The 24,333-nt window shown below is 70.4% G+C and carries 19 protein-coding genes and 1 tRNA gene; 13 read left to right on the top strand and 7 right to left on the bottom strand.

Going from position 1 to position 24,333, the window contains the following annotated elements:
* Positions 1–27: 27 nt before the first annotated feature.
* The 3 genes from BLT44_RS00560 to BLT44_RS00550 all read left to right on the top strand — a co-directional run bounded on the left by BLT44_RS00560 (position 28) and on the right by BLT44_RS00550 (position 2,342).
* Complete coding sequence (locus BLT44_RS00560) at positions 28–987, top strand: DsbA family protein (RefSeq protein ID WP_010156140.1); 960 nt, start codon at positions 28–30, stop codon at positions 985–987.
* A gap of 37 nt (positions 988–1,024) precedes the next feature.
* A tRNA-Thr gene (locus tag BLT44_RS00555) sits at positions 1,025–1,100 on the top strand.
* Positions 1,101–1,400: 300 nt separating this feature from the next.
* Positions 1,401–2,342: a DMT family transporter gene (locus tag BLT44_RS00550; protein WP_010156141.1), complete on the top strand. Its 942-nt coding sequence runs from the start codon at positions 1,401–1,403 to the stop codon at positions 2,340–2,342.
* Here the strand turns inward: BLT44_RS00550 and BLT44_RS00545 are convergent.
* Positions 2,339–2,896 carry a nitroreductase family protein gene (locus BLT44_RS00545; RefSeq protein WP_010156142.1) on the bottom strand — a complete coding sequence of 186 codons (558 nt, stop codon included), beginning with the start codon at positions 2,894–2,896 and terminating at the stop codon, positions 2,339–2,341. The two genes, BLT44_RS00550 and BLT44_RS00545, sit on opposite strands and share 4 nt — an antisense overlap.
* Complete coding sequence (gene msrB / locus BLT44_RS00540) at positions 2,893–3,351, bottom strand: peptide-methionine (R)-S-oxide reductase MsrB (protein WP_010156143.1); 459 nt, start codon at positions 3,349–3,351, stop codon at positions 2,893–2,895. Before msrB ends, BLT44_RS00545 begins: the two co-directional genes overlap by 4 nt.
* Before the next feature lie 296 nt (positions 3,352–3,647).
* On the opposite strand from msrB, the gene BLT44_RS00535 reads away from it, so the two are divergent.
* From BLT44_RS00535 to BLT44_RS15805, 9 genes are all read left to right on the top strand, one after another.
* Positions 3,648–6,260 (top strand): HtaA domain-containing protein, encoded by a 2,613-nt coding sequence (locus BLT44_RS00535; protein ID WP_010156144.1) that lies wholly within the window; start codon positions 3,648–3,650, stop codon positions 6,258–6,260.
* A gap of 281 nt (positions 6,261–6,541) precedes the next feature.
* On the top strand, positions 6,542–9,421 hold the full coding sequence (locus BLT44_RS00530; RefSeq protein ID WP_074689805.1) for an HtaA domain-containing protein: 2,880 nt from the start codon (positions 6,542–6,544) through the stop codon (positions 9,419–9,421).
* A gap of 68 nt (positions 9,422–9,489) precedes the next feature.
* Entirely contained in the window at positions 9,490–10,440 is a 951-nt protein-coding gene (locus BLT44_RS00525; protein WP_074689803.1) for an HtaA domain-containing protein, read from the top strand.
* The gene (locus tag BLT44_RS00520) at positions 10,440–11,561 is read left to right on the top strand and encodes a heme/hemin ABC transporter substrate-binding protein (protein ID WP_010156146.1); all 1,122 of its coding nucleotides are present in this window, start codon (positions 10,440–10,442) and stop codon (positions 11,559–11,561) included. Before BLT44_RS00525 ends, BLT44_RS00520 begins: the two co-directional genes overlap by 1 nt.
* A gap of 97 nt (positions 11,562–11,658) precedes the next feature.
* Entirely contained in the window at positions 11,659–12,729 is a 1,071-nt protein-coding gene (locus BLT44_RS00515) for a FecCD family ABC transporter permease (protein ID WP_010156148.1), read from the top strand.
* Positions 12,726–13,535, top strand: coding sequence for a heme ABC transporter ATP-binding protein (locus tag BLT44_RS00510; protein WP_010156149.1), 810 nt, complete (start codon positions 12,726–12,728; stop codon positions 13,533–13,535). The genes BLT44_RS00515 and BLT44_RS00510 overlap by 4 nt, the downstream gene beginning before the upstream one ends.
* A gap of 97 nt (positions 13,536–13,632) precedes the next feature.
* The gene (locus BLT44_RS00505; protein WP_010156150.1) at positions 13,633–14,469 is read left to right on the top strand and encodes a LytR C-terminal domain-containing protein; all 837 of its coding nucleotides are present in this window, start codon (positions 13,633–13,635) and stop codon (positions 14,467–14,469) included.
* 196 nt (positions 14,470–14,665) lie between these two features.
* The gene (groL, locus tag BLT44_RS00500) at positions 14,666–16,288 is read left to right on the top strand and encodes a chaperonin GroEL (RefSeq protein WP_010156151.1); all 1,623 of its coding nucleotides are present in this window, start codon (positions 14,666–14,668) and stop codon (positions 16,286–16,288) included.
* Positions 16,289–16,652: 364 nt separating this feature from the next.
* Positions 16,653–17,492 (top strand): DUF559 domain-containing protein, encoded by an 840-nt coding sequence (locus BLT44_RS15805; RefSeq protein WP_010156152.1) that lies wholly within the window; start codon positions 16,653–16,655, stop codon positions 17,490–17,492.
* Between the two features lie 104 nt (positions 17,493–17,596).
* Here the strand turns inward: BLT44_RS15805 and BLT44_RS00490 are convergent, their stop codons facing one another.
* From BLT44_RS00490 to BLT44_RS00470, 5 genes are all read right to left on the bottom strand, one after another.
* Entirely contained in the window at positions 17,597–19,093 is a 1,497-nt protein-coding gene (locus tag BLT44_RS00490) for a sensor histidine kinase (protein ID WP_010156153.1), read from the bottom strand.
* Position 19,094: 1 nt separating this feature from the next.
* Positions 19,095–19,796: a response regulator transcription factor gene (locus BLT44_RS00485; RefSeq protein WP_010156155.1), complete on the bottom strand. Its 702-nt coding sequence runs from the start codon at positions 19,794–19,796 to the stop codon at positions 19,095–19,097.
* A gap of 121 nt (positions 19,797–19,917) precedes the next feature.
* Positions 19,918–20,826, bottom strand: coding sequence for a carbohydrate kinase family protein (locus BLT44_RS00480; protein ID WP_083351953.1), 909 nt, complete (start codon positions 20,824–20,826; stop codon positions 19,918–19,920).
* A complete protein-coding gene (locus BLT44_RS00475; protein ID WP_010156159.1) occupies positions 20,823–21,593 on the bottom strand; it encodes an SDR family oxidoreductase in 771 nt (256 codons plus the stop codon). The genes BLT44_RS00480 and BLT44_RS00475 overlap by 4 nt, the downstream gene beginning before the upstream one ends.
* Positions 21,590–22,549 carry a sugar-binding transcriptional regulator gene (locus tag BLT44_RS00470; protein WP_010156160.1) on the bottom strand — a complete coding sequence of 320 codons (960 nt, stop codon included), beginning with the start codon at positions 22,547–22,549 and terminating at the stop codon, positions 21,590–21,592. Before BLT44_RS00470 ends, BLT44_RS00475 begins: the two co-directional genes overlap by 4 nt.
* Before the next feature lie 179 nt (positions 22,550–22,728).
* Here BLT44_RS00470 and BLT44_RS00465 point away from each other — a divergent pair, with 179 nt between their 5' ends.
* Positions 22,729–24,333, top strand: coding sequence for a sugar ABC transporter ATP-binding protein (locus tag BLT44_RS00465; protein ID WP_010156161.1), 1,605 nt, complete (start codon positions 22,729–22,731; stop codon positions 24,331–24,333).

Here is a 24,333-nt window from a genome sequence, read left to right as displayed (position 1 = left end):
TCCGCCGGACCGACTGAGAGAACACCCATGGCACACGAGACGAACCCCCGTCCCACGAAGAACGAGCGGCGCGCCCAGGCGCGCGCCGAGGCCGCCGCAGCGCGGGAGCAGGAGAAGAAGCGGGAGAAGCGCAATCGCCTCTTCCTGCAGGGCGGCATCGCCGTCGGCGTGATCGCGGTACTCGCGATCGTCGCCCTCGTGCTGACGCAGTCGATCAAGCCCGCCGGCCCCGGCCCCGAGAACATGGCGTCGGGCGGCGCAGTCTTCGGCAAGGACCTCAAGGTCGTCACCGGCCCGGCGCTGCCCGCAGGCGAGGAGCGCGTCGCGCCCGAGCAGAACTTCGACGAGCTCCCCGTCGAGGTCACCGTGTACGCCGACTACATGTGCCCCTACTGCGGCCAGTTCGAGCAGCAGTACGGCACCATGCTCGAGAACTACGTGGGCGCGGGCGACGTCGAGATGACGATCTACCCCCTCAACTTCCTCGACAACGCCTCACTCGGCTCGAAGTACTCGACGCGCGCCGCGAACCTCTTCGCCTGCGTCGTCGACCAGCAGCCCGGCTACGCGTTCAAGCTGAACAACGCGCTGCTCAGCGCCGAGGTGCAGCCCGCCGAGAGCACCACCGGCCTCACCGACGAACAGCTCATCGAGCAGGCCGAGGCCGCGGGCGCGGAGGCCGACACCGAACTGCGCCAGTGCGTGAAGGATCGCACCTTCGGCAGCTTCATCTCCGCGAACTACAAGCAGGTCAGCGAAGTGGGCATCCAGGGTCTCGCCAAGGGAGCGCAGCTGCTCGGCGCCGACGGCGTGACGCTGCAGGACGCCGACGAGCCGCAGCGCCTCGTGAGCACGCCGACCGTCATCGTGAACGGTCAGCAGTGGAGCCAGAGCCGCGACGGCGACCTCGAGTCGTACCTGCTGAAGGTCAAGAGCGAACTCGAGCAGCAGAACGCATCGGCCGAGGCTCCGGCCGACTCCGAGTAAGATTGAACGGGGCGGTCGAGCGATCGTCCGCCCCCACGCCGCCTTAGCTCATCTGGTAGAGCAGCGCCCTTGTAAAGCGCAGGTGGTCGGTTCGAGTCCGACAGGCGGCTCCACTCGCTCCGCTCGCGGCGCCGCTGTTCGGCCTGCGAACCGACTCCGATGTCGCAGGCTCCATCGGCTCGCCGCGCGCAACGCTGGCGCGTTGCTCCGAGCGCGGCGGGCGAGTCCGACAGGCGGCTCCACTCGCTCCGCTCGCGGCGCCTTCCCGCCGAACCCCCGCTCGTTCACCGAACCCTTGTCGGGCGGACGCGATCCCGACAGGGGCTGGGCGTTTCGGCGGGGAATCGGCGGAGGAGTCGGCGCTCGGGCAACTGCGTCAGAGGCCTGACCGCAGTCGGAGTAAGGTGGGAGGAGTGCCGAATTCCTCGATTCCCGTCTGGGCCGCCCTCATCGGTTCGGGGCTCGCCGGCGTGCTGGTCGCCGTGCAGTCCCGCATCAACGGAGGGCTGAGCCAGGAACTCGGCAACGGATACGTCACGGCCGCCGTCTCCTTCGGGTCGGGGCTCATCGTCATGTGCATCGCGGTGCTCATCACGCGGAGGGGTCGTACCGGGCTCGTCCGCCTGCGCGACGAGGTGCGATCCCGCTCGCTGCCCGTGTGGACGCTGTTCGGCGGCGCGGGGGGCGCCTTCTTCGTGCTCGCCCAGGGCCTCGTCACGCCGATCATGGGGCTCGCGCTGTTCACCGTCGGCATCGTCGCGGGCCAGGTGCTCGGCGGACTGCTGCTCGATCGCGCGGGTCTCGGCCCGGGCGGACGCATCGACCCCACCCCGATGCGCGTGATCGGAACCGCGCTCGCGATCGTCGCCGTGGCGCTCTCGGTCGGATTCGGGGGCGTGCACGGCGCCTGGCTCATGGTGTTCCCCGTGATCATCGGCGTCGGGGTCTCCGCGCAGTCCATGGTGAACGGCCTCGTGCGGGCCGCGGCGCAGAGCGCGGTCACCTCGACGTTCGTGAACTTCGTCGTCGGCACGGCGATCCTCGCAGTGATGGCGGTGATCTCCGTCGCCGTCGACGGCTGGCCGACCGCGTGGCCGACGGCGCCGTACTTCTATATCGGCGGAGTGATCGGCACGCTCTTCATCGCCGTCGCCGCGATGCTTGTGCGCACGGCAGGCGTGCTGCTGCTCAGCATGTCGAACGTCGCCGGTCAGCTGATCGCCTCGGTCGCCTTCGAAGCGGGCGCTCCGCTCGCGGGCGGGCTGACGCAGGGCATGATCGCCGGATCGGCGGTCGCACTGCTCGCGGTGGTCGTCGCCGCGCTCCCCTCCCGCCGCCGGTCGACGGAGGGCTAACCCGGTCCGCTGAGATGCCGCGAGAGATCCAGCGGCTTCCGAGGCTTCTCCGCCCGATCGCGCTCGGGGATCCCGCCCACGTGCAGCCAGCCGAGCAGATACTCGGGCTTCCGCACGCCCAGGGCTTTGCGCACCGCCTTGCTGCGCGTGTGCGTGCCGCTCTTCCAGATCGAGCCCCACCCCGACTCGTGCAGCAGGAGCCCGAGGAGATGCGCCACCCCGCTCGCGACGGCCTCCTGCTCCCAGAGCGGCACCTTACGGGTATCTCCCGGGCTGACCACGATGACGAGCACCAGCGGGGCGCGCGTCATCTTCGCGATGTACTTGCCGCGATCCTCACCCGAGGCCTTCGCCAGCCCTTTCGCGAGTTTCTTGCGATCCTTGCCCCGCAACTCGATGATGCGCCACGGCCGCATGCGGGAGTGATCGGAGACGCTCGCCATCGCCGCGACGTACGCCTCGAGCTCCTCGCGGCTCGGCGCCTCCTCCGTGACCTTCGAGTGAGAGCGCCGGCGCCGCAGCGCGCGGTACGCCGGCCCCCCGTACTCGCTCATGCGTCGTCGCGCTCCGCGCCAGGCTCGCCGGGCTGCGCGCCGGGCTCGAAGCTCAGCGAGAGCGAGTTCATGCAGTAGCGGTCGCCCGTCGGGGTGCCGAATCCGTCGGGGAAGACGTGGCCGAGGTGCGAGCCGCAGCGAGCGCAGCGCACTTCGGTGCGCACCATGCCGAGGCTCCGGTCTTCGAGGAGTTCGACCGCGCCGGGACGCACGCTCTCGTAGAAGCTCGGCCATCCGCAGCCCGAGTCGAACTTCGTGCCCGCGACGAAGAGCTCGTTGCTGCAGGCGCGGCAACGGTACAGGCCGTCGCGCTCCTCGTCGAGCAACTCACCGGTGCCCGCCCGCTCGGTGCCCTGATTGCGCAGCACGGCGTACTCATCAGGCGCGAGGCGTTCGCGCCACTCGCTCTCGCTGAGCTGGAACGGGTAGTCGGCCGAATCGATGGGCTTGCTCATGGCGACCTCCGGTGTCGTAATTGGCTCGGCCAGTGTACGCCCGCGACGTGTGCAGGCGCAGGGCGCGTCGTTCGCCCTGCGCGGAGCGAAGCGGGGCGGAGCGGGGCGGCGGGGCGCGCCGGGATCCGTGCGACCGGCGGGATGGGAGCGGAAGATAACGCAAGAGTTGCAACGTCTGATGAAAATCGTCAGACTATATGCGGTACTGCAGGTTAGGGGAGCCTCAGTTCAATCCGATGAGCGGGTTGCTGTTTGCGCGGTGGCCAATACCAAAACAGATAAGGAGTGCACTCTTCATGACTGCACAGAAGAACTGGCGGCGTGTGCTCGCCACCGCGACGACGGGCTTGCTCGTCGCCAGCGGCCTGGCGCTCGCACCCGTGGCGGCGAACGCCGCTCCGGGCGACGGAGTCGTGGCAGACGCGACGCTCAGCTGGGGCGTGAAGTCGTCGTTCCGCAACTACATCACTGGCACGATCGCCAACGGCAAAGTGACGAACCTCGGTGCGACCACCGGATCGGGTCCGTACGCGTGGGCGGGCGGATCAGGCACCGCGAACCTCGACGGTTCGGGTCTCGAGATCGCCTTCGGAGAGAACGACGGGGTGCACTTCCAGGGCCACGCGAGCGGTGACGATTACAGTCTTGACCTCTCGCTGACGCAGCCGCAGGTCAAGGTGACGTCGGCATCGACCGCCGAGCTCTACTTCGATGTCGACGGCCGCGAGTTCGCGGGCGCTCAGGCGGGCGCCGTCGGCGAGCGCTACTCGCTCGATGACGTGCACTTCGCGGATATCGCGCTCCCTGCACCGAGCGCTTCCGGTTCGACGTACACCTGGACTTCCGCTCCGACGACACTGACAACTGAAGGTGCTAAGGCTCTCTCTCAGTATCCGGCTGGCACAGCGCTCGATCCGATCACCTTCACCGCACCCGTCAGCGCGGTTCCCGCAACGGAGACCACCACGTCGATCGCCGCGAGCGCGTCGAAGGTCACCCAGGGCGACAGCGTCGAGTTCACGGCGACCGTCGCACCGGCAGAGGCGGCGGGGTCGGTCACGTTCACGAACCGCACCGCCAACGGCGTCGGCGAGATCTCGCCGGCGATCCCGGTCGCGAACGGCGTCGCGAAGTTCAGCATCGACACACTTCCGGTCGGCGCGAACGCGGTCGAGGCGAAGTTCACGCCCACCGACGCTTCGGCGTTCGCCGCATCGACGACGACGACGAGCGCGACCGTCACGGTCGAGGAGCAGAAGGTCTGGGCTCCGAAGATCGACGTCTACCTCGAGGACGGCGTGACGCCGGTCGGCGACACCCGCGTCTCGGCGGGCGACAAGCTCGTCGTCAAGGGCCAGGGCTTCGATCCCGAGGCGAACGTCGGCGGCCGCGGCATGCCGATCCCGAACACGCTGCCCCAGGGCACGTACGTCGTATTCGGCGAGTTCGCCGAGAACTGGAAGCCCTCGGCGGGCGCCGCGTCGACGCAGCGACTCAGCGCGACTCAGGGCTGGGTGCTGACGGAAGACACGCTGAACGCGATTCCGACCCAGTACCAGGGCGCCGTGCGCGGCCAGTGGGTCGAGCTGAACGCCGACGGCTCGTTCGAGTGGACGGCGACGCTGCAGGATCGCGACGCTGCGAAGCCCGCGCCGGTGGACGGCAGCTACGGCGTCTTCACCTACGCGGCAGGCGGCGTCACCAACGCGGCGCAGGAGCAGGAAGTGCGCCTGAACTACGGCGCTCCGATCGTCAAGACCTCGACGACGCTCCAGGCCGACGTCGAGAGCGTGCGCGCAGGCGCCGAGGTCACCCTCACCGCCGACGTCACCCCCGCTGACCAGGCGGGCACCGTGCAGTTCTCGAACGGCTCCGCCGCGCTCGGCGAGCCCGTCGAGGTCGTCGACGGCGTCGCGACGCTGACCACGACCGAACTGCCGCTCGGCGCCAACAAGATCACCGCCGAATTCGCGCCCGCGAACGCCGCGGACGTCATCGGCTCGAAGTCGGACGCCGTGACGGTGACCGTCGCCGCGCAGCCCGCGATCACGATCGACGGCGAGAAGCCCGCCGCAGTGGCGGTGCGCCAGGGCGAGCCGATCGAGTTCGCCGGCGGCCCGTTCACGGCTGGCAGCGAGTTCGAGGTGTGGATCGATGCGGCCGGCGCGATGCAGCCGGTCTCGCTCTCGAGCGTCGCCGCCGAGGCCGCTGAGGATGCCGTGCCGCTGAAGGTCGGCGATGTGACGGTCGACGGATCGGGCATGGCCGCGATCACGTGGAACGTGCCCGCCGACTTCGCGCCGGGCGAGTACGTCGTGTCCTTCCGCGGCACGAACGTCGACGAGTACCTCGACGCGGACTTCACGGTTTCGCAGTACGTGCTCTCGACCACCACGCTGACCTCTTCGGCCGGTGTCGGCGGAAGCCCGAACGGCGTCGAGTTCGTCGCGACCATCGCGCCGGAGACGGCGACCGGTGAGGTGACGTTCACCAACAACGGCGTCGCCTTCGCGACGGTGCCGGTGGCGAACGGCACGGCGAGCGCGACGGCGGATCTCGCGGTCGGCTCGAACGAGATCGTGGCGACCTTCGCGTCGAGCGACGCCACCGTCTCCGACTCGGTGTCGGACGCCCTGGTCATCACGGTCACGGGCAGCGGCTCGGGTGCGGGCGGCGCTGCCGACGGCGGCGCTGACGGATCGGGCTCGGCGGGTGCCGGTGCGAACGGCGGTGGCACCGGTGCGGGCACCGGCACCATCGATGCCGTGGTCACGAAGCCGGCGGCCGGAGCGAAGGGTCTCGCCTCGACGGGCGGCGCCGACTTCGCCGGGCTCCTCGCCGGCGGTGCGCTCGCGCTCCTGCTCGGCGCCGGCTTGATGGTCGCGCGTCGTCGCATCACGGCGAACTAAACGCGAACGCCTCGAACGGCCCCTCCTCGCGCCGCGCGGAGGGGCCGTTCGTCGTGGCGGTGCGGCCGAGTGCAGCGACTCGCGTCGCGGGGCTCGCCTGTAGCGCGCGACCCTCATCTCTCCGGCCCGCACCGGGCGAGATGCCCCCGGGACTTGCATCATCAGATGATCAAGACCACACTAGAAGATGAAGAACTTAGGCAACCCTCACCATCGGCAGATCTGCGCCGGGTGACGCGGTTCCAGTATCCGATCGACGTCGTCTCACTGAAGGATTTCTCGTGTCTGCTCGCGCGCGCATTGCCAGGACCGGTTCGCTCGGACTCATCGGGATGCTCGTGCTCGGCGCCGTCTTCGGCGGTGCGTCGGCGGCTCAGGCTGCGGACGGCGCGACGATCGGATCGATCGGCGCGATCGAGTCGGTGCAGGGCGGGGCCGAAGGTACTGCGGCGGATGCCGCAACCCCCGGCGTCGCCGCGGGGGAGGGCGCGTCCACGACCGCGAGCCCGAGCGCCCCAGCGGCGGTGCCGGCTCCCGCGACGGAGGCGGCTCCCGAGGCGGCGCCCGCGGACGAGACCGGAGCGGCAGCACCGGCGATCGCGCCGGAGCCGCAGGTCGCCGACGCGTCGCCGAGCGCCGAGGCGGCAGCCGACCAGGAGCCCGCCGCGATCGCCGACGCGATGCTCAGCTGGGGCGTGAAGTCGTCCTTCCGCAGCTACATCACGAGCCCCATCGCGAAGGGTGCGATCACGCTCCTCGGCGCGGTCACCGGAAGCGGGCCGTACACCTGGTCGAATGGTGCGGGATCCGGCACGGCGCAGCCCGATGGGACGGGCCTCGAGATCGCGTTCGGCGAGAACGACGGCGTGCACTTCCAGGGGCACGCGGAGGGCGAGGACTACATCCTCGACCTCGCGTTCACGCAGCCGCAGATCACGGTCACCTCTGCGACGACGGCCGAGCTCACCCTCGACGTCGACGGCCGCAAGTTCGTCGACACGACGACGGTGGGCGAGACCTACTCGCTCGACGATGTGCACTTCGCCGACCTGGTGCTGCCGAGCCCGAAGATCGACGGCACGCGGTACACCTGGGAAGGGTCCTCCGCAACGATGACGGCGGACGGGCTGCAAGCCTTCGGCGGGTTCTACGACGAGTCCACCGCAGCACTCGATCCCATCACGTTCTCGGCGCAGGTGATCGCGCAGCCGGGCGAGCCGGAGGTGCCGGCCCCGGCGAACACGACGACCGCACTGACGGCGAAGGCCACCTCTCCCAATGTGGGAGCGAACGTCGAGCTGTCGGCGAGGGTCGCACCCGCGGGCGCCTCCGGTTCGGTGCAGTTCACGCAGAACGGCAAGAACCTCGGCGAGGCAGTGCCCGTTGCGAATGGATCTGCCGCAACGACGGCTCGGCCGACGGAGCCCGGCGCGTACACCTACGGTGCGGTGTTCACGCCGAGCGACCCGAAGGCGTTCCGCGGCTCGCAGGCGACTCCGCAGCAGGTCGACCTCGCCGACCCGAAAGACGCGGGCACGCTCCAATGGGGCGTGAAGAAGTCGTTCCGCGAGTACGTGCTCGGGCCGATCGCGAAGGGCAAGATCGTAGCTGAGGACGGCGCGAAGCAGGCGGCGAACAACGGCGTCTTCACCTTCCCGCAGTCGTCGACGACGCACTGGAACGGCACCTCGGGCACCGTGCAGTACGCGGGCAAGGTCAAGTTCTCCGGGCATCACGGCCAGATGGACGTCGACCTGCTCAATCCGGCCATCGTCGTGCAGAACGCGAAGAGCGCGGAGGTGCGCATTCCGCTCAACGGCAAGACCGTGACGCTCGCGCAGATCGACCTGACCCAGGCGAAGCGCGAGACGCTGCGGGGCGGGGCCGTGAAGTTCACACGGGCCACCACGAAGCTCGCGAAGGCCGGCGCGGAGCAGTTCTTCGTGAACGGCACCGGCACCGGGCCGGTCGGCACCTTCTACGAGGTGGGCACGGCCCTCGACGACATCACCTTCGTCATCGGCTCCGACAGCGGCGTGAAGCCCGCGGCGCCCACCGACCCGGCGTCGAAGCCGAAGCCGACGACTGCGCCCGAGAAGCCCGCGGCTCCGGCGTCGACGCAGGGCGCTGCGGCCGGATCCCTCGTCTGGAGCGTGTCGAACGCCTTCGCGGCGTACACCACCTGCACGAACAAGGAGGCGTTCGGCTACCAGCACTGCGCGAAGGGCAGCGTCGAGACGAACGGCGTGGGCGCCGGATACCTGTTCCCGCAGGCCGTGAGCTCGAGCTGGGATCGCGCGAGCCAGACCGGCACGGTCGCCTACAGCGGCTCCGTCGCCTTCACGGGCTACGGCATGACGATGTACAACGTCGCGAACCCGTCGATCACGGTGACGGGCCCGACGAGCGCCACGCTCAGCACGGGCAACTCGACGTCGTTCGGTTCGGGCACCTACCAGCTGGACCTCGCGAGTGGCAGCAAGTCGGTCGGCGCGAACGGCGAGGTCACGTGGAGCAACGTGCCCGTGCTCGGCTCGTTGAGCAGCGGCGGCGCGGGCGGCAGCGGCAGCCAGTCGATCGGGCTCGACCCGCTCACCTTCACCGTGGGCGCGGAGTCGCGGGTGAGCTACGGCGCCACCGCCGCCGGGAACGACAAGAAGCAGTACACCGCCGCCGCGACGCCGCCCGCCACGACCGGCGTGACGGTGCTCACCGATGCCGACAAGATCAAGCCGGGCGGCCGCATCGAGATCGAGGCCTCCGGGTTCGACCCCGACGACGAGGGCGTGCTGATCGTGCTGTACTCCGATCCGATCGTGCTCGACGACGAGGCGACCGCCGACGAGAACGGGGTCGTGCGCTGGTCGGGCACGCTGCCCGATGACGTCAGCGGCGAGCACACGATCACCATTCAGGGCAGCTCGAACGCGGGCGCCGTGATCGACATCGTCGAGCCGAAGGCGAAGAAGTCGGCGAAGTCGGCCGATGTCGAGACGCGCACCCTCGCCGACGGCGTCGCGCAGGATCGCGTCACCGCTGCGGGGCTCGCCCCTGCGGCGGGCATGGCGCTCTGGGAGTGGTGGGCGAGCGCTGCAGGGCTCGTCGCCATCGCCGCCTGCATGACGCTGCTCACCATCCGCCAGCGACGCTCCGCGGGGTGACGCGGCCCCGAAACCGCTCCGCCGATCCGCCATCCCAATTCCACGCACGCCCACCAGGAGGCCCCCACGTGAACCCCCGACTCCGCCGCCCCGGCTCCCTCATCGCGGGCGCCGCGATCCTCGGCGGCCTGCTGCTCGCCCCCACCGCGGCGCAGGCCCACCCGCTGCGCGCCGAGGTCGAGGCGGGCGCCTGCGAGGTCACCGGCGGCGACCTGTCGTGGGGTGTGAAGGAGAGCTTCCGCGCGTACATCAGCGGCAGCATCGCGAAGGGCTCGTGGGAGACGGCGGACGGCGCGTCGTACGAGACACCTGAGTTCTCCTGGAGCGGCGCGACCGGCAGCATCGACCCCGAGTCGGGGGTCGGCAGCGTCTCGTTCACGGGCAGCGTGCACTTCACCGGTCACGACGGGGTGCTCGATCTGACGCTCGCGAACCCCACGATCGAGTTCGAGGGCGGCGGCAAGGCGGCGCTGCTGCTCGACGCGCGGAGCACCGACATGGAGGGCGCGGTCGCGGTCGACGCGACCCAGGAGTGGGTCGGCGATGTCGTGGCGCCGGATCAGCTCCCCATCGCCGACGACGCGCTCATCGCTGACGATCTGCCGTCCACCCTCACGAACTCGGGAGCGAAGGCCTTCGCCGGGTTCTACGAGGCGGGCGAGGATCTCGATCCGATCTCGCTCGATCTTCAGTTCGCGAGCTGCGCCGACTCCGGCGCCGCCGCGGCCGAGCCCGCCCCCGAGGAGGGCGACGACGCCCCGGTCGCCCCCGCGCCCGAGTCGTCCGACACGGCCGCGACCGCGGCGGCGCCCGCGTCGATCCCGTGGCTGCCGATCATCATCGGCGGGATCGCGATCCTCGTGATCGGGGTCACGGGCGGCATGCTGCTCGCCGGGCGCACGCGCAAGCCGCGCAGCGGGCCCGCCCCGGCCGCCGAGTCGGCGCAGGACCCGGCCCAGGATCCGGCGCCGGAGACCGACCCGCGCGCGAACGACCGCCTCTTCGGGGAGGACCGGTGATGCGGCGCAGGATCGCGGCCGGCCTCGCGACGCTCCTCGCGGGATCGCTGCTGCTCGTCGGCTGCGCCGCGCCGTCATCCTCCGGCGACGCAGACGCAGACGGCGCAGCCTCGGCCCCGGCCTCGACCGAGCCGCTCGCAGACCTCGACACCCTCGACGATCCGAAGGCCTACGAGGGGCCGTCGACGGCGGTGCTGCAGCACACAGAGATCGAGCCCGTCGCGGAGAACCCCGCGCAGACGCTCCCCGCGACCGTCCCCTCGTACGCCGTCGACGGCTCGAGCACCGATGTGACGATCGAGCGCACCGACAAGGTCGTCGCGGCCGACCTCGGCGGCAACATCTCCGTGACGGTCGCCGGGCTCGGCTTCGCCGACAGCCTCGTGGGCGTCGACCAGTCGACCACCCTCGAGAGCCTCGCAGACCTGCCCCGCGTCACGAGCGGCGGCCACACGGTGAACGCCGAGGCGATCATCGACCTGCACCCCGACGTCGTCATCACCGACGGATCGGTCGGCCCGCGAGACGTCGTCGAGCAGCTGCAGGACGTCGGCATCACCGTCGTCTTCGTGCAGAACGACCCGTCGTTCGCCGGCGCCGAGGCGCTCGCGCGGCAGATCGCCGCGATCTACGGCAGCCCCGAGGCGGGCGAGCAGCTCGCCGAGCGCATCGCGGGCGAGGTCGAGGCGAAGATCGCGGAGATCGCCGCCATCGCGCCGCAGGCGGAGGATGAGAAGCTGCGCATCGCCTTCGTCTACCTGCGCGGTTCGGCCGGCGTGTACTACCTCTTCGGGAAGGAATCGGGCGCCGATCAGCTCATCGAGGCCGTCGGCGGCATCGACGTCGCCACGGAGATGGGCTGGGACGGGATGAAGCCGATGACCGACGAGGCCCTCGTGAAGGCGAACCCCGACCTGATCCTCGTCATGTCGCACGGCATCGAGTCGGTCGGCGGCGTCGACGGGCTGCTCGAGGAGAAGCCCGCGATCGCGGTCACCACCGCGGGCGAGCACCGCCGCTTCGTCGACATGGAGGACGGCACGGTGCTCTCGTTCGGCCCCCGATCCGCCGAGATCCTCGACGCGCTCGCGCGAGCCGTCTACGCGCCCGAGAGCCGCTAGCGGGCACCGCCCGAGCCGGGCGACGCCGGTAGACTGGGGGTTCGCGCCCGCCCGGATCCGGTCGCGAACGGCACCCCTCAGCCAGAGAGAGCACCACGTGACGCACCTCGTATCGAGCACCGCCGGTCGCCGCAGCGCGAGCCGCGGCGCCATCGTCATCACCGCAGCGGTGATCCTCATGGTCGTCGGCATCCTCCTCTCCGCCGGACTCGGCCAGCTCTCCATCGGACCAGCCGAAGTGGTGGGATCGGTGCTGCGGAGGATGGGCATCGACAACGCGTGGGCGCCCGCCGATGAGCTTATGGACCGCACGCTCTGGCAGATCCGATTCCCGCGCGTCGTCATGTCGCTGCTCGTCGGCGCCGCCCTCGCCGTCGCCGGTGCCGTGATGCAGGCGATCTTCGGCAACCCGCTCGCCGAACCCGGCGTCGTCGGCGTCTCCTCGGGAGCCGCGCTCGGCGCCTCGGCGTCCATCACGCTCGGCATCACCGCATTCGGCGGCTGGACCGTCGCGATCTTCGCGTTCCTCGGGGGCCTCGCGGCGACGTTCGTCGTGTACCTCACCGCGCGCGCCCAGGGCAGAACCGAGATCGTCACGCTGCTGCTCACCGGCGTCGCCATCAACGCGTTCGCGGGGGCGGGTCTCGCGCTCTTCACGTTCATCGGCGACACCGCCAGCCGCGAGCAGATCGTGTTCTGGCAGCTGGGATCGCTCAACGGCTCGCGCTGGAACGAGGCCGGCATCGTGGCGATCGTCTCCGCGGCGGCCGCCGTCGTCGCGATCCTGTTCGCCCAGCAGTACGACCTGCTCTCCCTCGGCGACCGCACCGCGTCGCACCTCGGCGTGCGCGTCGAGCGGCTGCGCATCGTGTCGATCGTGGTCGTCGCCCTGCTCACCGGCGTCGGCGTCGCGTTCGTCGGGGTGATCTCGTTCGTCGGCCTCGTCGTGCCGCACCTCATGCGCATGATCCTCGGGCCCGCCCACCGGCTCCTGCTGATCTGCTCGCTGCTCGGAGGCGCCGTGCTGCTGATCTACGCGGATCTGCTCGCCCGCACGCTCGTCGACGGGGCGGATCTGCCGATCGGCATGCTCACCTCGCTCGTCGGCGGCCCCTTCTTCTTCTGGCTGATCAGACGCAACCGACGCCGATCGGGGGGCTGGGCATGAGCGCCGCGAACGAACCGGCGACGGAGCGCGGCGCCGTCGCCCAGCGGGTCGCCGGCGTTGGCTTCCACGTCGGCTCGGTGCCGATCCTCGCGGAAGTGACGATGGACGTGCGCTACGGCGAGGTGCTCGCGCTCGTGGGGCCGAACGGCGCGGGCAAGTCGACGCTCCTCAGTGTGCTCTCCGGCGACGTCGAGCCGACCAGCGGCACCGTCGAACTCGCCGGGCGCGACCTCGCCGAGTGGCGCGCCCGCGACCTGGCCCGCGCGCGGGCCGTGCTGCTGCAGGCCAACCAGGTCGCGTTCTCGTTCACCGCGCAGCAGGTCATCGACATGGGGCGCGCCCCGTGGATCGGCACCCCCGAAGCGGACGACGACGAGCGGGCCATCCGCGAGGCCACCGCCGCCGCCGACGTCGGCCACCTCACCCAGCGCGGCTTCCCCCACCTCTCGGGCGGCGAGAAGGCGCGCGTGTCGCTCGCGCGGGTGCTCGCCCAGGAGACCCGGGTGGTGCTGCTCGACGAACCGACGGCCGCGCTCGATCTCAAGCACCAGGAGGCGGTGCTGCAGATCGCCCGCGGGCTGGCCGAGCAGGGGCGCGCGGTGATCATCGTGCTGCACGACCTGTCGCTCGCCGGCGCGTACGCCGACGAGATCGCGATCCTCGCACACGGTGCGCTCGTCGCCCGCGGAGCGCCGGGGGAGGTGCTCACCGAGAGCCGCATCGCCGAGGTCTACGGGGCGGCGGTGCGCGTGCTGCCCGACCCCGATACGGGGCGGCCGATCGTGATCCCGAGACGCGCACTCTGACGCTGTCACCCTTCTGGCAGGCGGGCCGCTGTAGGGTGTCAGTATCTCGCAGTGCGCGAGTTCGGCTCGATACCAGCGACATCTGAAGGGGCACCGCGTGACGCGACCGACTGACGACGAGGTCAAGCACTCCGCTGCCCGGCAGTCGTACCCGGAGGATCGCTTCGATCGCCTGCAGCAGTCCGGCCGCGTCGGCGCCCACCGCGTCACCGCGCGCCCCCGCTACATCTGGCAGTACCTCATCGCCGGCCTCCTCGGGTTCGCGGTGCTCACGACCATCGGCATCCTCGTGGTGCAGAACACCGGCGGATCGGGCAAGCTGCCGCTCACGTCGTCGGGCACCTCCTCGGGATCGGCGCAGCCGAGCGTGACAGCCGAGCTCGACCCCGAGGCGACCATCGCGATCCTCAACGGAACGCCCACCGAGAACCTCGCCGCCGCGCTCGACCAGATCGTGACCAGCGAGGAGTGGGGCAAGATCCAGTTCTCGGGAAGCGCGGCGACCACCGACGTCGACATCTCGGCGGTCTTCTACTCGAACCCCGACGACGAGGCGGCGGCGGCCGGCCTCGCCGAGAAGCTCGGCGGCGTGTCGACCTACACCTCCGACGAGTACGCGGAGTACGACGTGCGTCTCGTCGTGCTGCTCGGGGCGGACTACTCGGGCCCGGGGCTCGAGGAGGCGGCGCAGATGACCGAGGGCAGCGCCGACAATGCGACCGACGCCGACGCCGACGCCGACGCGGAGGCCGACGGCGAGGAGGCCCCGGCGCGGGAGACGAACCCCGACACGGGTCTCGAGATCAACCCGGAGACCGGCCTCGACATCGATCCCGCGACCGGCTGGGACATCGATCCCGCAACCGGATTCCCCATCGACCCCGCAACCGGCGCTCCGACCGACCCCGCGGTGGGCGGCTCCGTCTCCGGGTGACGGGGCGCGCACGAACCCGTCACCGCCCGTTCCCCGCGTGTTCGCTGCGCGCGAGCAGACACGCTTGCACTCGACGTGGCAGAGTGCCAAAATGAGACTTAGCAGTCGATCCGACTGAGTGCTAACCATCCGTGCGGGGGCGTCACGCGTCGGCACGGTGCTCACCACATCGAACACCTCCGGAGGGGCGAAATACATGGCAAAGATCATTGCGTTTGACGAGGAAGCGCGTCGCGGGCTCGAGCGGGGCCTGAACACGCTCGCCGACGCCGTCAAGGTGACGCTCGGGCCGCGCGGCCGCAACGTCGTGCTGGAGAAGAAGTGGGGCGCCCCCACCATCACCAACGACGGCGTCTCCATCGCCAAGGAGATCGAACTCGACGATCCGTACGAGAAGATCGGCGCCGAGCTCGTCAAGGAGGTCGCGAAGAAGACCGACGACGTCGCAGGCGACGGCACCACCACCGCCACCGTGCTCGCCCAGGCGCTCGTGCGCGAGGGCCTCCGCAACGTGTCGGCCGGCAGCGACCCCATCGCGATCAAGAAGGGCATCGAGAAGGCCGTCGCAGCTGTCTCGGCGAAGCTTCTCGACAACGCCCAGGAGATCGAGACCACCGACCAGATCGCCGCGACCGCGTCCATCTCGGCGGCCGACGAGCAGATCGGTCAGCTGATCGCCGAGGCCATCGACAAGGTCGGCAAGGAGGGCGTCGTCACCGTCGAGGAGTCGAACACCTTCGGCACCGAGCTCGAGCTGACCGAGGGCATGCGCTTCGACAAGGGCTACCTGTCGGCGTACTTCGTCACCGACACCGATCGCCAGGAGGCGGTCTTCGAGGATCCCTACATCCTCATCGTCAACAGCAAGGTCTCGAACATCAAGGACCTGCTCCCCGTCGTCGATCCGGTGATCCAGTCGGGCAAGCAGCTCCTCATCCTCGCGGAGGACGTCGAGGGCGAAGCGCTCGCTACCCTCGTGCTCAACAAGATCCGCGGCATCTTCAAGTCGGCAGCCGTCAAGGCTCCGGGCTTCGGCGATCGCCGCAAGGCCATGCTGCAGGACATCGCGATCCTCACCGGCGGCCAGGTCATCTCCGAGGAGGTCGGCCTCAAGCTCGAGAACGCGACGCTCGACATGCTCGGCACGGCGCGCAAGGTCATCATCACCAAGGATGAGACGACCATCGTGCAGGGCGGCGGCGACGACGAGGCCATCCAGGGCCGCGTCACGCAGATCCGCCGCGAGATCGAGAACACCGACAGCGACTACGATCGCGAGAAGCTGCAGGAGCGCCTCGCGAAGCTCGCCGGCGGCGTCGCCGTCATCAAGGCCGGCGCTGCGACCGAGGTCGAGCTGAAGGAGCGCAAGCACCGCATCGAAGACGCCGTGCGCAACGCGAAGGCCGCCGTCGACGAGGGCGTGCTGCCCGGTGGCGGCGTCGCCCTCATCCAGGCCGGCAAGGACGTCTTCGACGCGCTCGAGCTCTCGGGCGACGAGGCCGTCGGCGCGAAGATCGTGCAGACCGCGATCGAGGCTCCGCTGCGCCAGATCGCGCTCAACGCGGGCCTCGAGCCCGGCGTCGTCGCGGACCGCGTCGCGAACCTCCCGATCGGCCACGGTCTGAACGCCGCGACCGGCGAGTACGGCGACCTCGTCGCGCAGGGCATCCTCGACCCGGCGAAGGTCACCCGCTCGGCGCTGCAGAACGCCGCGTCGATCGCAGGTCTCTTCCTCACCACCGAGGCCGTCGTCGCCGACAAGCCGGAGCCGGCTTCCGCCGCTCCCGCCGGCGACCCGACCGGTGGCATGGACTTCTAAGTCCCGCTGCTTGCAGGGGTCGCGCCTTCGGGCGCGGCCCCTGTTCGCGTTTTCGGGCGCCTGTTGCCGCGCGGGTGCTCTGCGGGGGGTCTGCTCAGCGGGCGGCGCTCGCGTGCGCTTCATGCAGGAGATCCGGCTGCCAGCGGATGCATTTCCTCCTCAGGCCCTGCATCGGGCCGGATCCACTGCATGAGCGCGAAGAGGTGCGGCCGCGATGCGAGGATCGCGGTGCGTGGGGAGGATCGGTGGGCAGTGGTGCCGCAAGATCCGCTCACAGACCTCGACCGCCGGTCGGTCCGTTGCGTTGTTCACAGATGGGCTTCTCGCAGGGGAGATCGCTGCTCTCAGCGACCACGATGGAGCTATGAGCATGCGAGCAGAACTTCATCGGGCGGGCGGTCTGCTGCGATCGACCGATCTCATGCAGCGCGGGTATTCTGCGCACGCCATCGCCTCCGCCTGCGCAGCGGGAGCGGTCATGCGGCCGGCGCGCGGCTGGATCGCGCTGCCGGATGCGGATCGGGAGCTCGTGCTCGCCGCGCAGCGCGGCATGGTGGTGACGTGTGTGACGCTCGCGCGCAGACGTGACCTGTGGGTGCGTCGTTCCGGCGGGCTCCACCTCGCGACGCGGTCGCCGAAGCAGCACGCGCCCCGCGGGCCGCATCGGGTGCACTGGGGCGGGGCCGTCGTCCGACGCGAGCCGTTCGCGATCATCGACTCGATCGAGAACGCGCTCAATTACGTCGCCACCTGTCAGCCGCCGGATGAGGCTCTCGCGATCTGGGAGTCCGCACTGCACAGCGGGCTCGTCTCCCGCCCTGCGCTCGCCCGGCTCCCCTTCCGGGGAGCCGCACGGCGACTCCTGGAGCGATGCAGTCCGCACTCCGGGTCAGGAGTGGAGACGTATGTGCTGCAGCGACTGCGGCGGCTGCGCCTGCACGACGTTCCACAGGCGATCGTCAGGGGGCGCCCAGTCGACTTCCTCATCGAACGATGCGTGATTCTGGAAGTCGACGGCGCGACGCACACCGGGCGACAACGCGATCGCGACAATCTCAACGACGCGATCGAAGCCCTCGACGGGTACTTCTGCATTCGAGTCTCGTATCGACAGGTCTTCGAGGACTGGCCGGAGGTGCAGCGGCTCGTGATGATGGCCGTCGCGCAGGCGCAGCTCGCGGGAGGCCCGGGCGGCCGCGCATGACGGCCGTGCAGTGGATCCTGCGTCGAGCGGGTGCATTGCGGGCACGAAGCTCCGCTCGCGACAGGATCCACTGCCGGAGCGCGGCCCCAGCGCGCGGCAGCGGCTCAGGGGAGGCGGGGGACCGGGACCGTGTCGTCCGAGGCCTCCGCACTCGGCAGGTCCACGCGGAACGTGGCGCCCCCGCCCGGCGTCTCGTGCACGCTCACCGACCCGCCGTGCGCGTCGACGATCGACTTGACGATCGCGAGGCCGAGCCCCGAGCCGCCGGTCTCGCGGTTGCGGGAGGTGTCCGCGCGCCAGAAGCGGCCGAAGATCTTGTCGCGGATCTGCTCGGGCACGCCCTCCCCGTGGTCGACGATCTCGAAGCGCGCGAACGGCTTCGCGCCGGGCTCGGGGGTCGGGTGCGACACGACGAGCTCGATCGGCCCGCCATCAGGGGTGTGCCGCATGGCGTTGCCCAGCAGGTTCGTCATGAGCTGCCGCACCTTGTGCTCGTCGCCGATCACCGTCGGCTCCGCCGGATCGGTGACGACGGTCACCTCACGATCCGGGGCCTGCGCCCGCGCATCGAGCGCGGCGTCGGTGGCGAGCTGATTCAGGGGGAGTGCGGCGAGCGCCAGCGGGCGGCGCTCGTCGAGACGTGCGAGCGCGAGCAGATCCTCGACGAGCGAGGTCATGCGGATCGCCTCCTTCTCGATGCGCTCCATCGCCTGGGCGACGTTCTCCTCCTCCTGCAGCGCCCCCATGCGGTACAGCTCCGCGTAGCCGCGCACCGACACCAGGGGAGTGCGCAGCTCGTGGCTGGCGTCGCCGATGAAGCGCCGCATCCGCTCGATCGTGCGCGATTGGTCCTCGAGCGAGCCATCGAGCCGATCGAGCATGATGTTGAGCGACTGGCCGAGGTGCCCGACCTCGGTATGCGGGCTCGAGATCATGATGCGCTTCGAGTAGTCGCCGCGCGCGATCTCGAGCGCGGTGCGCTCGACCTCCGCCAGCGGCAGGAACGTGGCCGTGACGAGCAGGCGGGTGAGCGCGGCCCCGAGCAGGATCACCGCGATGCCGAACCCGGTGAAGATGATGATGTACTGCGCGACCGTCTGCGTCACCGGAGCGGTCGAGGAGGCGATGAGCAGCGTGCCGGCCGCCTGCCCCTCCTGATAGATCGGCTTGACGATCGCGTTCCACTTCACGCCATCAGCGGAACGCAGCCCGATGAGCGCCGACTGGTACTCCGACATCACCGAGTCGAGGGTGATGCCCGTCACTGCGGGCAGCGTCTTCCGATCCTGATCTCGCGTGTTGTCGCGGATCACATTGCCATCGGCGTCGAGCAGCGCCACGTAGTACCCGCTCGGCGCCTGCGTGATGTCTTCAGGGGTGAGCCCGTTGAAGTTGGCGTAGGGGCGCAGCGCCGGGGTCGGGTTCTCGCGCAGCCGCTCGAGCGCCTGAGTCTGATTCGACGTCAGCATCGGCTGCAGCACCGCGAGCGTGCCGACGCCCGCCACGATGAGCCCGAGGAAGAGGATGAAGACCGTGACGCCCGTGATCTTCGCCCGCAGCGAGACGTCGGCCCAACGCTCCGACCAGTTGGGCCGAGCCACGCTACTTGACTTCGGTCTTCAGCATGTAGCCGAAGCCGCGCTTCGTCTGGATCAGCGACTCCTCGGTCAGCGGATCGAGCTTGCGCCGCAGGTACGAGATGTACGACTCCACGATGCCGGCGTCGCCGTTGAAGTCGTACTCCCAGACGTGATCGAGGATCTGGGCCTTCGAGAGCACCCGGTTCGCGTTCTGCATGAGATAGCGCAGCAGCTTGAACTCCGTGGGGGAGAGCTCGACCGAGGCCCCCTGCACGGTCACCTCGTGCGTGTCCTGATCCATCGTGATCGGGCCGACGCTGAGCACCGAGTCCTCGTCCTCCTGGATGGTGCGCCGCAGCACCGCCTTGATGCGGGCGATGATCTCGTCGAGGCTGAACGGCTTCGTCACGTAGTCGTCGCCGCCGACGGTGAGGCCCTCGACCTTGTCCTCCGTGTCGTCCTTCGCCGTGAGGAAGATGATCGGGGCCGTGTACCCGGCTGAGCGCAGCCGCTTCGTGACGCTGAAACCGTTCATGTCGGGCAGCATGACGTCGAGCACGATGAGATCGGGCTCCTCCTCGAGCACCGCCGAGATGGTCTGCGCGCCGTTGCCGACCGCGCGAACGCCGAACCCGGCGAAGCGCAGACTCGTGCTGAGCAGCTCGCGGATGCTGGGCTCGTCATCGACGATGAGAATCCTGGGTCCTTTTGGCTGAGTGTTCATGATCCCAGTCTCTGATTGTTTGCTATGAAGTGGCTGGAAATGGAGCCGCCACCCAGCGAGACCTGCCGACGGCGCGACAGGCACCGCCGCGCACCGCCGAGCCCGGCGCGCACCGCCGAGCTCAGGCACCCCCGGCGAGCTCGCGCGTCCACGGCGGATTCGCGCCGGCCCGAGAAGCCGTGACGGCGGCGGCCCGCACCGCGAAGCGCAGCGCGCCCTCGACGTGCGCCGCATCGAGCGGGCGCCCGTCGAGCAGGGCGTCGCCGAGCGGCCCGTCGAGCACCGCGGCGAGCAGCGCCGCCATGAACGAGTCCCCGGCGCCGACCGTGTCGACGACGGTCACGCGTTCGGCGGGCACGTCGAGGCGCTCGCCGCCGAAGCGCGCGCTGCAGCCCGCGCCGCCGCGAGTCACGACGGCGAGCGGAGCGCCGAGGGCGAGCAGGCGCGCCAGTACGTCGTCGGGGTCCGTCTCGGGGTAGAGCCAGGCGGCGTCCTCGTCGCTCAGCTTCACGATGTGACTGCGGGCGGCGAGGCGCTCGACCCGGTCGAGCGTCGCGCCGTGATCCTGCATGAGATCGGGCCGGATGTTCGGGTCGTAGCTGCGCAGGCGGGCGCCGGGATCGTCGAAGGCGTCGGCCACGGCTGCGGCGCCGGGGGCGAGCACGGCCCCGAGCGAGCCGGCGTGCACCAGGTCGATGCCGTCGAGCGGCATGCGCGGCAGCTCGGAGTCGAGCACGAAGCGGTACCGGGCCTGCCCCGTCGCATCGAGCGAGACCTCGGCCCGCGACGTCTCGGCCCCGGCGACGGGCTTGGCGAACGCGACCGACGAAGCGGCGAGGTGCTGCGCGATGCGGTCGCCGTGCGCGTCGTCGCCGAACCGCGCGGCGAGGGTCGTGTCGACGCCGAGGCGGCTGAGCCCGACCGCGACGTTGAGCGGCGAGCCGCCGGGGAACGCGGTGCCGTCGATCACATCGACGAGGGCCTCCCCGAAGACCAGGGCTCGCGGCGCCGCGCTCCGTGCGTGCTTCACAGCGCCGTGTACCCGCCGTCGATGACGATCGACTGGGCGGTGAGGTAGGCGGAGGCGTCGGAGGCGAGGAAGGCCACGAGGCCGTGCAGGTCGGCGGGGTCGCCCATGCGCCCGAGCGGGATGCGCGAGGTCCACTCGGCGGCGAGCTCGGGGTTGCTCTCGGTGAACTGCTTGGTCATGTCGGAGAGGAAGTAGCCGGGGGCGATGGCGTTGACCCGGATGCCGGCGCCCGCCCACTCGACGGCGAGCGACCGGGTGAGGTGGTCGACGGCGGCCTTCGAAGTGTTGTACGCGGTCTGCTGCTGGGGCACGTTGATGATCTTCGCCGACATCGACGAGACGAGGATCGCGGATCCGCCGAGCTGCGCGGCGAGCAGCCGCCGCGCGAACTCCTGGGCCACGAAGAAGGTGCCGTCGACGTTGATCGCCTGGAGGCGGCGCCACTGCACGGGGTCGATGTCGACCGCGGCCTCGAGCAGCGTGATGCCGGCTGCGGTGAGCAGCACGCGCGGGGTGCCGAGTGCGGCGTCGATCCGGTCGAACGCTGCCGAGATCTGCTCGGGGTCGGTGACGTCGGTGGGGATGCCGATCGCCCGCACGCCGAAGCGTTCGGCGAGCCGCTCGGCGGTGGCCTCCACGTCGGGCAGCACGTCGAGCAGCGCGACGTCGACGCCCTGGCCGGCGAGGGCCTCGGCGAGCGAGAGGCCGAGGCCCCGCCCGCCGCCGGTCACGACGGCTGCGCGCCCCTGCAGATCTTCGAACTTCATGTATCGCTCCTTCGGTGCGGGTCGGTGCGGGAGGCGTCGGCGAGCAGCGCCTGGGCGGTGCCCGCGTCGCACGCGAGCGAGTGGATGAGCCCGCTGCGCAGTGCGGCGCGCACCGCGACGAACTTGAGCGGCCCGCCGGCGACGGCGAGCACGTGCGGAACGCCGCGGAGTCTGGCGGCGTCGATGCCGACGCTCCGCCCCACAGCATTCTCGACCACGGCGCCGTCGATGTCGAGCAGCACGGCGCCGAGGTCGGCGCGCACGCCCGCGTCGAGCAGGGATTCGCGGATCCCGAGCTGCCCGGCGAGCATCGACACCTGCGAGTCCTCGGGGTTCCAGCTGCCGATGCCGACGACCGCGGTGGTCACCTCCGCGAAGCGGGAGAACGTCTCGCGGGCGGCGGGCTCGTCGCGCAGCAGCGCGGCCGTCTCGTCGCTGCGGGTGAGCAGGGGTGCGAGCAGCGCGTGGGGCACGCCGCCGGACACGCGGGCGGCGTGGCGCACGAGTTCCACGCCGCTCTCCTGCAGGCCCGCGGCGACCCCTTCGAGCTGCACGACGTCGACCGGGGGCAGCGCGTCGAACGCCATGACCATCTGCCGCAGGGTGCGGCCGGCCGCGAGGCCGAGTACCTCGCCCGGCGTCATCACCTCTTCGACGAGGCGGGCGGCCGCGGCGCCGAGGCGCTGCTTCAGCGTGTCCTCCGCCCCGCTGGGCGCGTGTACAACAATTGCGTGTCGAAGTCGGAAGGCCTCGCGCAACTGAGCGGAGAGGGCGAGGTCGAGGTCGTCGGGGGAGGCGATCTCGAAGCGTACGATGCCGCGCTCTCTGGCCTGCTCGAGCAGGCGGGCGACGGCGAACCTCGAAATGCCGAGTTCATCTGCGATTTCGATGCGCGAGAGACCGTCGAGGTAGTGTCGGGTGGCGACGAGGGCCATGCGGCGTTCGGCTTCGCTCATGGGGCTCCTCCATCGGATTGGCACAGTGCGACAGACAGACTGTAGCATCGCTCAAATGTGCGGGCGTGTTTCTCAGATGTTACAAGTCGTGGTAAAAACCTATACGGGCCTCGATCGAAGCGCCCACATGCCGGGACGACGAGGAACCTCCGCTCGCCGTGGAGAGGGGTGAATGCAACATGAGTAACCAGCAGGCCGACGTGCGCGATTCAGCGCAGCACGCGCCGGCGACCGGAACGCTGCTCGAGTGCACGAATATCGTCAAGGGATTCGGTGGAATTCCGGTGCTGCGCGGCATCTCGCTCAGACTCGAGGCCGGTACCATCACGGCGCTCGCGGGCGAGAACGGCGCCGGGAAGTCGACGCTGATGAAGATCGCGTCGGGCCAGTACCGGCCCGACGGCGGCAGCGTCGAGGTGCAGGGCACGCCCCTCCCGGCCGGCAACGCGCAGGCCGCCCACCGGCTCGGCGTCGCCATCGTGCCGCAGGAGCTGGCGTCGATCCTCGAGCTCAGCGTCTACGAGAACCTCTTCATCGGCCGCGAACTGCGCGGCCCGCTCGGGCTCCGCCGCGGGGCGATGATCGAGCAGGCCCGGGAGCAGCTCGCCGTCTTCGGCCTCGAGACCGATCCCCGCAAGCGCATGGGCGACCTCCCCGTCGGCATCCGGCAGATCATCGAGATCGTCAAGGCGACGAACACCGGCGCCAGCGTCATCCTCCTCGACGAGCCCTCGAGCGCGATCTCGGAGCGCGAGGTCGGCCGTCTGCTCGAGGTGATGGGCCTGCTGCGCGACCGCGGCGTCGCGCTGCTGTTCACGACGCACAAGATGGAGGAGATCCGCGCCATCGCCGATCGCGTCATCGTGCTCCGCGACGGCGAGCTCGTCGAGGATCGGGCGCTCGCGCAGCTCACCGACGACGACATCGTCACCGCGATGATCGGCCGCGAGCTCGAAGACCTCTTCCCGGAGCGCGGGGTGCCCGCCGCCGACGTCGTGCTCGAGCTCGACGCGCTGCAGGTGCCGGGCGCGAGCGAGCCCATCTCGCTGCAGGTGCGCCGCGGCGAGATCGTCGGCCTGGCCGGCCTCGTGGGCGCGGGCCGCACCGAGCTCATGGAGACCGTCTTCGGCGTGCGCAAGGCCGAGGGCGGCGAGGTGCGCGTGCGCGGCAGCCGCGTGAAGCCGGGCGAACCCGCCGCCGCGATCACGGCGAAGATGGCGCTCGTCCCCGAGGATCGCAAGGGTGCGGGGGCGGTGCTGCCGATGTCGGTGCTCGACAACGGCACGCTGCCCGGCCTCTCCCAGTTCTCCGTCGCCGGCTTCCTCAAGCAGCGCGCCCGACGCGCGCGCGTCGGCGAGGTCATGGACTCGGTGCGTCTGCGCAGCCGCGACCTCGACCAGTCGCTCGAGACCCTCTCGGGCGGCAACCAGCAGAAGGTCGTGCTCGCGCGCTGGCTCACCGATGACGTCGACGTGCTGCTGCTCGACGAGCCCACCCGCGGCGTCGACGTCGGGGCCCGCAGCGAGATCTACCGCATCATCGTCGACCTCGCCGCGAGCGGCATGGCGGTGCTCATGGCGTCGAGCGACATGCCCGAGATCCTGAGCCTCTCGCATCGCGCGCTCGTGCTGCGCGAGGGAGCGGTGGCGGGAGAGCTCTCCGCAGCCGAGCTCTCCGGCGCCGAGGTGCAGGACCGCATCTTCCGCCTCGCCAGCGGACTCGAAGTCTCGGGGGCGGGCACGGCCGCCGCTGAACCAGCAGACGCTCCTCGAAAGGACGCATGA

The sequence above is a fragment of the Leucobacter chromiiresistens genome (genome assembly GCF_900102345.1).
In the GTDB taxonomy this organism is placed as follows: Bacteria; Actinomycetota; Actinomycetes; order Actinomycetales; family Microbacteriaceae; genus Leucobacter; species Leucobacter chromiiresistens.
This window is presented reverse-complemented; position numbering and strand designations above follow the sequence as displayed.